Here is a 12,739-nt window from a genome sequence, read left to right on the forward strand (position 1 = left end):
AATTTAGTAAATAGTTATAATTGTGCTTATCTTTTACTTGAAAAATTAGAGAAATCAGGTATCATTGTGCGTCTAACGTTAGGGCCCATAGCTCAGTTGGTTAGAGCAGAGGACTCATAATCCTTTGGTCGTAGGTTCAAGTCCTACTGGGCCCACCAAATTCAAACCCTTACAGTCATTGACTTGTAAGGGTTTTTGTTGTTTAAAAAGCTCAAGTTATTATCATCCAAGCTAATAATATATAAGTAATTATCATTAATGAGCTGACTACTATTTTTGATAATAATCAGCTTATCTCTTTATATTTTATAGCCCTAAAAAGAAGTACGGCGATAATTACGATACTCAGGTAACCAAAAATTCGCTTCTAATCGACGTTGTAGGTTTTCTGCCGTGACTGGCAGGGCAAGCTTATCTTCAATAGCTTGCATTGCCACAGCATGAGCTATTTTTTCACTAATCTCTTTAATGACTTTGATGGGCGGTAATATAGCACCGGGTGCTTTTTTGTATTCCATAGATATATCTGCTAGGGCCTGGCTTGCGGCCATGAGCATATTATCGCTGATCCCTGTTGCCCGTGCTACCAAGACCCCCAAGCCTATACCTGGGAATATATAGCTATTATTACACTGTGACACCTCAAAAGACTGACCATTATAAGTGGTATTGGCAAAAGGACTACCCGTAGCAATGATTGCGCGTCCGTCGCTCCAGTTTGTCACTTCTTGCGGTGTGGCTTCAACGCGAGACGTTGGGTTTGACAGCGGTAGCACAATAGGATGTTCTGTGTTGGCACGTAAAGACTCAATAATCTCTTGGGTAAATAGACCTTTTTGCCCGCTAACCCCAAACAATACCGTTATCTTTGCTTGTTTAACCACTTGTAAAAGCCCAAGTTTCTGACTCTTGTCCCAGTGCTGCATATCTGCTTCTTTTTGTACCAGTGGTACTTGGAATGCTTGTAGCTCTGTCATGTTATCGGTGAGTAGGCCATAACGATCCACCATAAATACCTGTCTGCGTGCCTGCGCCTCACTTAAGCCTTCACGCTGCATTTGGCGAATGATATGCTCGGCGATACCGCAGCCTGCCGATCCTGCACCCAAAAACGCTATGTTCTGCTCACTGAGTTTTTGGCCTTTGTTTAAGCATGCTGCGATCAATGCACCGACTGAAACCGCAGCCGTACCCTGAATATCATCATTAAAGCAGCATAATTGATCGCGATATTTATTTAATAGTGGCGTGGCGTTTTCTTGTGCAAAATCTTCAAATTGTAAGAGCACCTCTGGCCAGCGCCGCTTAACGGCTTGAATAAATAAATCGACAAATTCATTGTATTCCTCACCAGAGATGCGCGGATTTCTCCAGCCCATGTACATAGGGTCATCAAGCAGCTGCTGATTATTGGTACCGACATCTAATAAGACTGGTAAACAGTAAGCAGGGCTGATACCGCCGCACGCAGTGTATAAAGATAGTTTACCAATGGGAATGCCCATACCGCCAATGCCTTGATCGCCTAAGCCCAATATACGCTCACCATCAGTGACTACGATGACCTTTACCTTTTGTTTAGTGGCGTTTTGTAGCATATCATCGATTTTATGACGCTCGGGATAAGAGATAAATATACCGCGCTTTCGGCGATAAATTTGCGAAAACTTCTCGCAAGCTTGCCCAACCGTTGGGGTATAGATGAGCGGCATGACCTCTTCAATATGTTGGTCAATCAAATGATGAAATAAGGTCTCATTGGTATCTTGAATGTTGCGTAAGTAAATATGCTTATCCATGTCGTCAGTGAATGAGCGAAGTTGATGATAAGCGCGCAAAGATTGCTCTTCAATCGTCTCGATGGTATGAGGCAATAATCCGGTTAAATTAAAGCTATCACGTTCTTCTGGTGAAAAGGCGCTACCCTTATTTAGTAGAGGGGTTTCTAATAGCGCAGGACCTGCAAAGGGAATATATAACGGACGTTGGTTTGGCATAATAAATTCTTTTAGTTAAGAGCCTATGGCTAAAGAGTATTCTATTGTCTCATTATACAGAGCATTGGCTTGTACTTGGCAATAGACGACAAATTCATTTTTGATAATATGATTTTAAACTGGCTGAATGATATATCTATTTTAATTAGGGAATATGATTACCTCGTCGCCTTCTTGCCAAGGATCAAACTTAGTCATAGCTTGCTTAAATAGCGGATGTTCTAGCCAGTCCTGTAACCAACTTTGCAGCTTTGGGTAAGGCAAGCCATAAAAAACGTCGCGGTCTACGTGAGCGAACTGGCGTACAAAAGGCATAATGCCAATATCAGCAATACTGATGCTATCACCTAGCAAATAAGCATTTTTATTTAGCAAAGTCTCTAAACTCTGTAAGAATACCTCGCCTCGCTCTTGATACTCAGCCTGACTCATCTCAGGATAACGGTCTGCATATTTGTAGTGATCAAGCCAGTGTTTAAACTCATGATCATTTTTGTCCAGTAAGTCATTCGCCTGCTTAATAAGCTTAGCATCGAGCAGTCCTTGTTTGTCATTGTGTTCAAGCGCCCATACCATAATGTCTCGGCTTTCTTCAATTACCCTGCCCTCAGGCAGCTGCAAGACGGGTACTGTGCCTTTCGGACTAATCGCTAACATTTGGCTTGGTTTGTTTTTTAGCACGATCTCTCGTAGCTCAACTGGTAATTCAGCAAATAATAAAGCAAGGCGCGCCCGCATCGCATAAGGACAGCGACGAAACGAATATAAACGCGGAAGTAATGAGGTCATAGAAGGGTCTCACAATATAATTAAAATTTTATAATTAAAGTTTATGGATGCGACAGCAGTGGTGAGTAAAATTAAAGCCTTAGCTAGTAATCAACCTTACCCCTTAACGCTTTGACTTTACCTCGCTGAGTCTTATTATCTACTCGCTTACGTTTGGCATTACGGCTTGGTTTCGTTGCTTTTCGAGTTTTATTTACATAAGTGGCTTGCTTGATAAAGGCCTGTAGACGCTCGATGGCGTCTATTTTATTACGCTCTTGGGTTCGATATTGCTGGGCTTTGAGCACAAATATGCCGTCTTTATTAATGCGACCATCTTTACTGGTTAACAGGCGTGTTTTGTGTAGATCGCTCAGGCTTGAGGCTCTGATATCGAAGCGCAGATGAATAGCAGAGGCGACTTTATTGACGTTTTGACCCCCTGCACCTTGAGCGCGTATAGCATTAATCTCTACTTCATTGTCGTTCAAAGTGATATTATTGGTAATAAAAATCATAATATTCAGTCATAGTTCTCATTGCAGTTTTTAGATTGGCTCTCTTGGCTAAGAAGGTTTATTATCCATGATAGCCTTAGCAATAATAAATTCAATAGACGATGTGGCTAGTTTTGTTTTAATGCTGTTCTTACAGAGATCACTTAACGCATAAACCGCAAAAAGCCGACATTGAGTCGGCTTTATTGTCATTGGACTTCAGCGGTAGCTTTTATGCCTCTTTACGAGGCAAGTTTTCGGGAAGATAGCAGCGCAGATAAGCAATTGACGCCGTTCCCGCTTCTTGCACATAATGCTCAGTGATACTGGCATGACGGCGATAAGATAAGGTAAATATCGCATTGATAATGCCATAAGTCACTAATAAGATCTCTTTTATGTTGTCAAAATCAGGCATCTCATAACGCTCAGATAAGCGCTTGTGAACCAGTTCGATGACCTGATGATCCATATCCTCACCAAAACTATCCCCCTCAAAATCAGGAGTGTTGGTGTCATATATCAGCTTCGCTTTAGTCTCGTCATCATGAAAAATCTCAACACAGCGCTTGACAAGTGCAATCAGGTAGCCCTGCCATCTATCATAATCTTCGGTCTCAACGGTCGCTAATATCTCTAAGATATCAATCGCATTCAAGAACCTTAAGGCCAAAAATATCGCTTCAATATTAGGAAAGAAGTGATATGCAGAAGCGCGCGGGATGCCTGCTTCTTCGCATACCGCAGCTAAGGTGATATCATTGATAGGCATGGTTTCGCTAAGCTTTTTAGCACCCATCAGTAACTTTTGACGGCGAGCACGGCCTTGCTGACTGGTAAACTTAAATTTATTCGGTACCAGTTTTTTGGCCAGCTCTGAGTCTACTAACACATCTTCGATTTTGTCGTCTTTTTGTCCACTCATTATAAACCTCTTAATGTTAGCCTTATTGCCATAACTTGTTTTCATCAAATTATCAGCCCTAAATCAAGTACTGATATGGTCTTTAATAATAGACAATATGATAGCTATTATTATCGTTAGCAAATAATGTATTGCATCACAACCATTTAACTTTTAGTCGGCAAAATCAGGCGTTGTCTTAAACCACAATATAATAGCTAATGAGATATAGCATCAGCCATGAATGTTTATTTTCGCTCGTATAATACCATGATCAGTGACTCTATCAGCATAATCCCATTTTAAGTGATCGTTGAAATAATCTACTCGCTCGACGTGACCGAGAGCGAATTTACTCTCGGGCAAAAACTCTTCTGAGACAAATAATTGATCGATAACCTCTGGCATACCCTGATAGATATGAGTATATGCCACATCCTTCATCCAACCATAGCGTGCTTGCACGCGAGCTGCATCGAATAATGATACATCGCGCATACTTTTATCATAATTTACCTCCCCTGTCTCTGTCATCAACTGGGTAGTCACGCTGCCAGTGACATCATTCATGTCGCCAAGCAGTATCAAAGGCTCTCGCGTATGCTTTAAGCGCTCTATAATCGTCATTCTTATAGATGCTGCTTCCGCCGCGCGCATACACAGACTACGCAGTTTGGCGCGAACCCGAATGTTAGGGTCATCCATATCCTCTAACAAATTGCCATCATCATCACGTAAGAAAAAAGCACGTTTACTTTTTAGATGAGCGGTGATAATCGTAATAGGCTGACCATAAGCCTCGACTCTAACCAACAATGGCGGACGTTTAAACTGACGATAAGGGCCAATGTCTGGAATATCAATTGTCGCTTCATCGACAACGGTTTCTAGCAAGCTTGTCTCTATCGCCTCAAAGCGGCTAATAATACCTACCGCTGGCGTCCCTGTGGCTCCTTGGCCTTGCGTATAGGGGTTTGATTGCTCATTACTGGCTAAAGGAATAATGACATCCTTAGCCTCAAACCCTAATGACACTGCCAACGACTCAACTGCCCTGCTGTCCCAAGCTTCTTGCACAGCGATGATATCAGCATGAGCGTTGGATAGTAGGCTACTTAGTCCGTTCAATTTATGCTCGTAAGCCTTATTGGTATAAGCTGGTGCGTTTTCATAAAAGATACGACTGGGATTGGCAAAATTAAGTAAATTAGCAGTGGCAATATAAAAACTATTATTACCGGCGGTATCTTGACTCATAAACAACCTATTATTTTTATTATGTATAAAAAAGAGTATAAACAGTGAAGATGTGAGCAGCCTAATAGATGAATGTATGATAAAACGTATCAGCTATGCCACTTGTCTAGGCGCTGTAGTTTTCACAAGGTAAACTAAACTTGACCGTTAAACTGTCTTAACATAGCATAAGTCGCTCACCTTAGTGTTGAACACGTGTTCAAAAAGTATGTTTGCTTTATTACTAAACGATATTACAATACTTTTAAGGACCGTCTTTGCAACTCTCATTCGCAAATATAGCTCAGGCATGTTGTATGATTATTTACGGTTTTGATGCATCCTTTTTACGAGCAACTATAAAAGCCAAGCAACCAATTAATGACGATCCAACGCAAATTATTAAGAGCTTAACGTATGTATGCTCTATGCCAAAAATAGGGGCATGTATGCACAAAAAAAGCTTCTAGAATGTCTCTAGAAGCTTTTATCTTGGTCTGTCTAGTAAGCTAATTAGGTACAAGTACCTTTACTAAACTATTTACTTACACGGTTCCAAGCATCACGTGAGGCTAGACGCGCTTCTTCCCACTGCATACGCGACTCACCTTTGACCTCTTCCCAAGAGCGCTTTAGGTCACTTTCGTGATCTTCGAAACGAGCATCAGCGGGATACTTAGCGCGATTAGCATAACCGACTGCATAAGCAGGATGTAGATCACGGTCAAAGTCATGACCCTCTTTATAATAGCTTGCATTCACATGCTCAGCACGCCAGTAAGCTTCTTCATGAGTCGGGTTAATCGCTTCAGCTGAAGCATGACCTGCACCGCCACCTACGACTGCACCGATAGCGCCGCCGATTAGGGTGCCTAGTGGACCTGCCATCGAACCGATAGCCGCACCAGCTGCTGCGCCGCCGACGCCGCCAACACCAGTACCTACTGGATGCGAGCCTGGCTCACCAGTGATCATGTCAGCGTTTAGGTCGTCTTTTGTCTCTTTTGACATGTGTTTGACTTCACTACGATCAATATTATCAGGATCGTTAGTGACCACTTTTCTATCGACCACTTCTTGGTCTGCCATACGGCGAGCATTGTCATCTATGATACGCTGCTTATCGCCGCCAACCATGTTGTCATCAGTGATAATGCGGTCATTAGCATCAATGACATTACCTTGAGCGTCTACTCTTGGCTCATTATTAATTATATTATCAGTCTTATTGTTATTCATCGTTTAATCCTTTAATTAATTGTTATAAATTTAGAGTTCTCAAATGAGGGTTGAATAAGAGCTTAACTTCTTCAGTTTCGGCACTGATTCAACACTAATGTAGCGCTGAACAAGCTAAATCAAAGAAAACTGAAGTGGCTAAGTCCACTTCATGTCCTCTTTAGTAAACAACCTCATTACTATTTAAGTATAAAATCATCTGCGTGGTAGGAGCTACACCGGATATGTAAGCTATGTCAACGCCAATATTAGCTTACGTTACAGCATGTATCCTGCCAGCAGGTTTGCACCGTTTAATAGCCTTTTGAGTATCTATCAATAAAACCTTTATAAAACTGTCATCAAAAAATCAAAGTTGAGTCAACGCGCGCGTCATGGCATCCTGCCATTTACCTAGATGCGTTTGACGATTTGTTTCTGACATCGTTGGCTCAAAACTACGCTCCACTTTCCAAGACTCTATCATCGTATTATCATCATATAGTCCAGATTTTAGTCCCGCTAGTAGCGCCGCACCTTTAGCGGTAATCTCCGTATCCATGGGACGTAGTACCGGTACACCAAGCAAGTCAGCTTGAAACTGCATTAACAAATCATTATTAGCGGCGCCGCCATCAACCCGCAATTCAGTCAAAGGATGAGGGCTGTCTTTTTGCATAGCAATCAATACATCATAAGTCTGATAAGCGATAGCTTCTAATGCTGCGCGGGCGATATGGGCCTTAGTAGTGCCGCGACTCATACCAGTGATGCTAGCACTGACATCTGAGCGCCAATACGGTGCACCAAGACCGGTGAATGCTGGCAATAGTACCACCTCTTCGCTGCTATCGACTTGCTGAGCCAAGCGCTCGACCTCACCACTTTCACTAATCATGCCAAGATTATCTCGTAGCCACTGCACGATAGCGCCTGCCATAAAGACACTACCCTCTAACGCGTAAGTGGTTTGTTTTTTTGGAATTTGTAATAGCCGCCGACCCGACTCTACCATTTGACCAAAGGTGAGTTGCTCAGCGCGGCTTTGCACAGCGGTCTTTTGCCAAGCAATGGTGGTGAGCAGTTGCTGCTCGCTGAGCTTAGGGGTCTCGCCTATATTCATCAGCATAAAACAGCCGGTACCATAAGTGTTTTTTGCCATGCCAGGCTCAAGGCAGCCTTGACCAAATAAAGCCGCTTGCTGATCGCCTAATACCGCCTGAATAGCGATCTGTTTGGCAAATAAGCCTTTTTTGGTCTTGCCAAAGTCGCCATCAGAAGGTAGGACTTTTGGCAGTATCGACATAGGTATATCAAAGCGCGTGCACAGCTCACTCGACCATGCCAGTTTATTAATATCGTATAGTAAGGTGCGAGATGCATTGGTCACATCGATGACGTGCTCACCACCGGTCAACTGATAGATAAGCCAGCTGTCAATAGTACCAATCGCCAGCTCTTCGGTTTTGTTGGCATCGATGCGCGCCTTAATATCTGGGTTGTTTTCTAATAACCAAGCGATTTTACTGGCACTAAAGTAAGGGTCTAAGCGTAAGCCTGTGACGCTACGTATCTCTTGGGCGACGCTGCGCTGATGCGAGACGGTTTTTTTGGCTAGCGTCTCACAGTAGCTAGCGGTACGCCTATCTTGCCAAATGATCGCTGGGGCAAGCGGCTTGCCTGTGGTTTTATCCCAAATCACAATGGACTCGCGCTGATTGGTAATGGCGATACTGGTGATATCTGTCGCTAATAACCCCGCTTGGTTAATAGCATCATGAGCACAGCTGATTTGTGTCTGCCATATCTGCTGAGCATCCTGCTCGACAAAACCGGCTTTCGGGGTGATAAGCTGAGTCGGCTTCTGCACTATTTTGACAGTATTGGCTTGGTCATCGTATATAATGGCGCGGCTAGAAGTCGTGCCTTGATCCAAAGCTAAAATATACCCTGCCATTCCCTACTCCTTAAAGTTATCATTATTTTCTATACTATCGACTATAGCATTATTTACAATTGCGCATTTTTATAGCCGTTGTCACTTTATAATCCTTGCAACTTTATAAACCCTATAACAACGCTTAGTCTAAACCTAAAACTGGTGTATCAACCCTAACAGGGCTATAATGCCCTAAATTCAGCACGACATCTTGATAAGTGGTTTACCTCTATTATGAAATTTGCGTTATTGTCTCTACCTTCTATGATAATCACTTTGATGCTCTCTGGCGCTTCCGGTCAGGCTTTAGCGGATAGTTATACGCCTGCCACTTCTCAGGCAACTACGCAAATTGTAGATAGCGCTACTTCTGTAAGTACTGCTATAAATAATACTAGCTACCTTGCCGCAGAGCCACTAGCAGCGAGCGCAACTCTAGACACCCTCATTGACCCTATTACCCATAAAAGTGTTGCCAACAGCTACCCGTTAGAGGTATCTAGCTTTTTGAGCTTAGAGCAAGCACAGAATACCTTATTTCAAGTGTCGCCGAAACTCGCTGCAAATCAAGCTGCTATCGCCGCTAGCGAATATCAGACAGACGCCCTTGCGACAGTAGATCGGCCGTTTGTGTTCGCGCAGTTATCCGCCAATGCCTATAAGGTACAAGAAGATATCGACTTATCCTCGCTTAGAAATCGAGTCATTGATGGCGTCAATAATGTGGGCAATGACTTTAACAGCCCAGGCCTAAGTAATGTAGCGCCGCCTATTCCGCCGGTACCAGACTTGCCTAATTTTGGTGAGATCATCGGTGAGCGTATTCCAGACTCTGATGATTTTAACCGTTCAGGCTCCACGACAGGGGCAGGTCTTGGCGTGGCGTGGCCGGTGTATACCGCTGGGCGCACTGCAGCGCTAACCGGAGCTTCTAATGCGCGTACGCAAGAAGCGGTCGCTGATAGTATATTAGACAAAAACGAGCTATATAATACCCTTATTGAGCGCTACTTTAAGGCGCAATTGGCGATTATTGCCGCTTACTTACGTGAAGATGCTTATGATACCCTGCAACAAACCGACCATACTGCGCAGCGCTTATTCGAAGAAGGTTTTATTTCGCGGGTCGATCGTCTGCAAGCCCAATCCGCGCTTGCCGATGCAAAAAGCGAGTCTATCAAAGCCAACAACGATGCTCGTCTAGCAATGATTGCGCTGCAGCGTTTATTGCGCACTGATTACCGTATCAAACCGACGACCCCGCTGTTTGTCTCAAGTAAGCCTTTGAGCGATGTCAGCTACTATCAGAACTTAGCGCTTACCAACCATCCAGGACTACAAAAAGTGGCGGCAAAGCGCGCGCAAGCGCAGCAGCTTCGAGCGTTATCAGACACAGGCTATAAGCCAACCGTACTACTCTATGGTTTTAGTCAAGTTGAAAAAGACCCGAGCTGGATTGCAGGGGTGTCTGCCAGTTGGAAGCTGTGGGGCGGGCTGGATAAAACCGCATCGTTAGCTGCTAGCGATGCGCGCATCCGTCAAGCCGATTTATCTGAGATTGAGGTCAGCGACAATCTTTTATTATTGGTCGAAAAGAACTGGAATGATGTCAATAACGCTCAAGCTCGGTATCAAGCACTACAGAGCAATGTCGATCTGGCCCAAGAGGTACTGCGTCTACGCCGTTTAGGACTGCAAGAAGGTGTAAACACCACCATCGATGTGGTACAAGCACAGACTCAAGCGCTCAAAGCGCGTACCGAACAAGCGCAAGCAGCCAATGATTATGTACAAGCATTGGCCAGTTTGATGCAAAGCTGTGGTACGCCGCTTGCTTTTAATACGTATCTTAACGCTGCTGATATCAGGTTACCGACTTTATATACTCAATAACGTCAAAACTAATAAAACTTGTAACCTTATTTACTGCCTGTGAGTACTTATACTATTTGACTCTTATGCTATTAAACCCCCTACTACGAATAATAATGCTATGAATAATCCAACTACTAAAATTAAAAAGCTACCAACGCAGCTATTAAAGACGTGGGGCGATGCCAATAATTCTAACGTTTGGGCGCATTGTGCTAGCGTAGGATTTTTTGGGTTTTTATCTATCTTTCCAGTAATGGCGGTATTTGTACTGCTGTACGGTCTTATTTTTTCGCCGGCTGAGATGCAAGAGCAGATCAATTTTTTGCGCCAATTTATACCGCCATCCGTTTATGATGTGCTTAACGCCCGCCTTAGTCAGTTAGTCTCTAATACCAGCACACGCTTGACCTTCAGCCTTCTACTATCTAGTGTGTTAGCACTTTATGCCGGCTCTAAAGGGATCAAGTCCTTAATCATTTTGATTAATCTTGCTTTTGGTATCACCCAAGAGCGCGGCTTTATACAAAAAACCATTCGAGCATTGGGTTTAACCTTTGCTGCATTAGTGGTGTTGATCGTAGCGATCTCCTCAATTGCGCTTATTCCACTGCTTGCGAACAACTTTCCTTTTCCACAAATCGCTAAGACTATCGCGCTTTGGAGCCGTTGGCCGGTATTGGCTATTATCATATTTGTCAGCCTATTGGGTCTCTATCGTCTCGCGCCGAATCGTGATGCTATAGCGCTCAAAAATCTAATGCCAGGGGCTGCTGTTGCTACGGTACTGTGGATGTTATTGTCGGTGCTTTTTTCGATCTATGTACAAAACTTTAATAACTATAGCGCTGAGTTTGGAGCTTTATCAGCGGCGGTAGTTATTATGCTTTGGCTTTATTATTCAGCCTTTATTATCGCCTTTGGCGCTATTTATAATTATGAGAGCATAGAAGACTCTAAACCTTATGCTATTCGTGTCTACCCATAACCAATGGATTGTGTAAAAACGATTATGGATCGAAGCGCGTTATGACACTGCTAAGGCATTCGACCTATATTAACATTCATTTTCTTAGCTTTTATACTCATTTTTCACTTCTTACTCACTTGCTTTAGGAACGTTATATCATGACTAACTCTCATAACGACGCTGATGATGTCAATACATTAGATCCGGTTCATGATAACAACCCCTCTGATAATGCTGAGGAACTAGAGAAAACGACGGCGCCCTATCCACATAAAAAATCAGCAGACAAGGCTGCAAACATAAAAAAAGCTGTCTTTGCACTCGTGCTATTAATAGTACTGGCAGTTATCGCTTATGGCCTATACAAAAGCAGTCAGTCAAGCGCGCCTGAGAGTATTACTTTGCAAGGTCAGATGCAAATGAAGCAGACCTCTATCGCGGCCAAAGTGCCTGGACGTATCGCCCAGATATTAGTCACCGAAGGCGATAAGGTCGAGACCGGACAGCAGCTCATTGAGATGGACTCGCCAGAGATCAATGCCAAGGTCAACCAAGCACGAGCAGGTCTCGATGCCGCACAAAGCCAGTTAGATAAAGCGGAAAATGGCGCTCGCCCGCAAGAGATCGCGCAGGCAAAGGCCGCTTGGCAAGCCAATAAAGCCGCCTCAGACTTAGCCGCCAACACCTATGAGCGGGTCAACCGTCTTTATCAAGAAGGTCTAATGGCGCGGCAGAAGCGCGATGAAGCTTATGCTAAGTATCTTGCCACTCAAGATCAAACTGAAGCTGCGCGTTTGCAATATAATCTGGCGTTAGAAGGCACGCGTAGTGAAGATAAGTCAGCCGCTAATGCGCAAGTGGCGCAGGTCGAAGCTAAGCTTGAAGAGGCGTTGGTCGCCAAAGAAGAAGCCAACCTAAAAAGCCCTATCGCTGGGGTGGTAGATAATGTCATCGTCAGTAATGGTGAGGTCATCGGTCAAGGCGTACCCATACTGACTTTAGTCAATACCGATGACCAATGGGTGGTCCTTAACGTAACCGAAGATCATCTGAATCGGTTCGCCATCGGGCAACAGTTTACCGGTACCATTCCGGCTTTATCTGCATCCAATCGCTCTTATACTAAGACCTTCACTGTCTATGCTTCCTCTAGCTTATCGGATTTTGCCACTTGGCGACCGACTAATAATGATGACGGCTTTGATGTGCGCACTTTTGAGATAAAGGCTCGGCCAAATACCGCTGATGCGCGCATTCGTTCAGGCATGAGTGTGTTAGTAGATATCGATCCGCAAACAACGACTGCAGCAAACCCTTCCCAAAACTAAGAGTCACGAA

General features: G+C 43.8%; 10 protein-coding genes and 1 tRNA gene. 4 read left to right on the plus strand and 7 right to left on the minus strand.

Annotation, left to right across the window (positions count from 1 at the left end):
- Positions 1-81: 81 nt before the first annotated feature.
- Positions 82-158, plus strand: a tRNA-Ile gene (locus I3248_RS03250).
- Between the two features lie 156 nt (positions 159-314).
- Here the strand turns inward: I3248_RS03250 and I3248_RS03255 are convergent.
- The 7 genes from I3248_RS03255 to glpK all read right to left on the minus strand — a co-directional run bounded on the left by I3248_RS03255 (position 315) and on the right by glpK (position 8,577).
- Positions 315-1,997 carry an NAD-dependent malic enzyme gene (locus I3248_RS03255; RefSeq protein ID WP_238062540.1) on the minus strand — a complete coding sequence of 561 codons (1,683 nt, stop codon included), beginning with the start codon at positions 1,995-1,997 and terminating at the stop codon, positions 315-317.
- A gap of 141 nt (positions 1,998-2,138) precedes the next feature.
- Positions 2,139-2,786, minus strand: coding sequence for a glutathione S-transferase (locus tag I3248_RS03260; RefSeq protein WP_238062541.1), 648 nt, complete (start codon positions 2,784-2,786; stop codon positions 2,139-2,141).
- An 83-nt stretch (positions 2,787-2,869) separates the two neighbouring features.
- Positions 2,870-3,283, minus strand: coding sequence for an alternative ribosome rescue aminoacyl-tRNA hydrolase ArfB (gene arfB / locus I3248_RS03265; protein ID WP_238062542.1), 414 nt, complete (start codon positions 3,281-3,283; stop codon positions 2,870-2,872).
- A 211-nt stretch (positions 3,284-3,494) separates the two neighbouring features.
- Positions 3,495-4,187 (minus strand): TetR/AcrR family transcriptional regulator, encoded by a 693-nt coding sequence (locus I3248_RS03270; protein WP_025645546.1) that lies wholly within the window; start codon positions 4,185-4,187, stop codon positions 3,495-3,497.
- A 213-nt stretch (positions 4,188-4,400) separates the two neighbouring features.
- Positions 4,401-5,423, minus strand: a complete 1,023-nt coding sequence (locus I3248_RS03275; RefSeq protein WP_238062543.1) for an endonuclease/exonuclease/phosphatase family protein — start codon at positions 5,421-5,423, stop codon at positions 4,401-4,403.
- A gap of 516 nt (positions 5,424-5,939) precedes the next feature.
- A complete protein-coding gene (locus tag I3248_RS03280; RefSeq protein WP_238062578.1) occupies positions 5,940-6,491 on the minus strand; it encodes a hypothetical protein in 552 nt (183 codons plus the stop codon).
- A gap of 499 nt (positions 6,492-6,990) precedes the next feature.
- Positions 6,991-8,577: a glycerol kinase GlpK gene (gene glpK, locus I3248_RS03285; RefSeq protein ID WP_238062544.1), complete on the minus strand. Its 1,587-nt coding sequence runs from the start codon at positions 8,575-8,577 to the stop codon at positions 6,991-6,993.
- A 216-nt stretch (positions 8,578-8,793) separates the two neighbouring features.
- On the opposite strand from glpK, the gene I3248_RS03290 reads away from it, so the two are divergent.
- The 3 genes from I3248_RS03290 (at position 8,794) to I3248_RS03300 (ending at position 12,729) form a co-directional block, all read left to right on the plus strand.
- Complete coding sequence (locus tag I3248_RS03290) at positions 8,794-10,452, plus strand: TolC family protein (RefSeq protein WP_238062545.1); 1,659 nt, start codon at positions 8,794-8,796, stop codon at positions 10,450-10,452.
- Between the two features lie 100 nt (positions 10,453-10,552).
- Positions 10,553-11,419 carry a YihY/virulence factor BrkB family protein gene (locus I3248_RS03295; protein ID WP_238062546.1) on the plus strand — a complete coding sequence of 289 codons (867 nt, stop codon included), beginning with the start codon at positions 10,553-10,555 and terminating at the stop codon, positions 11,417-11,419.
- Positions 11,420-11,559: 140 nt separating this feature from the next.
- Positions 11,560-12,729 (plus strand): HlyD family efflux transporter periplasmic adaptor subunit, encoded by a 1,170-nt coding sequence (locus tag I3248_RS03300; protein ID WP_238062547.1) that lies wholly within the window; start codon positions 11,560-11,562, stop codon positions 12,727-12,729.
- Positions 12,730-12,739 lie beyond the last annotated feature (10 nt).

The organism is Psychrobacter sp. Ps3, assembly GCF_022129275.1.
In the GTDB taxonomy this organism is placed as follows: domain Bacteria; phylum Pseudomonadota; class Gammaproteobacteria; order Pseudomonadales; family Moraxellaceae; genus Psychrobacter; species Psychrobacter submarinus.